This is a genomic window from Variovorax sp. P2_H12 (assembly GCF_056403395.1).
In genome coordinates this window covers 1-594 of the sequence record NZ_JBFUFO010000131.1, presented here as the reverse complement: position 1 = coordinate 594, position 594 = coordinate 1, and the positions used below count along the sequence as shown (strand labels likewise).

Genomic DNA, 594 nt, shown 5'->3' with positions numbered 1-594 from the left:
CAGCCTTGTTGCGGCGGAGCGTGGGGTGACAGCACGAAGGGAGGCGACGCCTTCAGAGCCAACCGCGCTCGGCGGCCCGGAGGCCGGCTTCGAACCGGCTGCGGGCGTTGAGCCGGTCCATGATGTCCGACATCAATCGACGGACGCTGCGGACGGAGATGGCCAACTGCTTGCTGGCGGCCTCGTCGGTCATGCCTTGAGCGAGAAGACGCAGCAGCTCACGCTCCTGTGGAACGAGCCCATGATCGTCCGGAAGCTCGGCGGTGCCGAGCGGACGGGCGGCTTCCCAGATCTGCGTGAAGAGCGCCAACAGGGCGGCGACGGCACTCCGTTCGCGCAGGACGAGTGCGCCTTTGGCCGAGTCCTCCGGATCTATCGGAAGAACGGCAATTTTGCGGTCCACGAGGATGATACGCATCGGCAGCACAGGATGCGTGCGCACTTCTCCGCCGCATTCGTTCAGCCAGGCCGCGTAACGACGGGTGGCGGTGTGGTTACGGACGCTGTCCAGATAAATCGTGCGGATGCTCACCCCGCGCTCGGCTATCCTCGCGTCGAGTGCTTGGCTCGCGGCCATACTCTCCGCGGTGAGGG

1 protein-coding gene is annotated in these 594 nt (G+C 66.0%); it reads right to left on the bottom strand.

What is annotated here, in order from left to right; all coding sequences use genetic code 11:
• Positions 1 to 52: 52 nt before the first annotated feature.
• The coding region (locus AC1DYK_RS35515; protein ID WP_478170541.1) for a helix-turn-helix transcriptional regulator at positions 53 to 594 on the bottom strand (542 nt) is incomplete at its 5' end.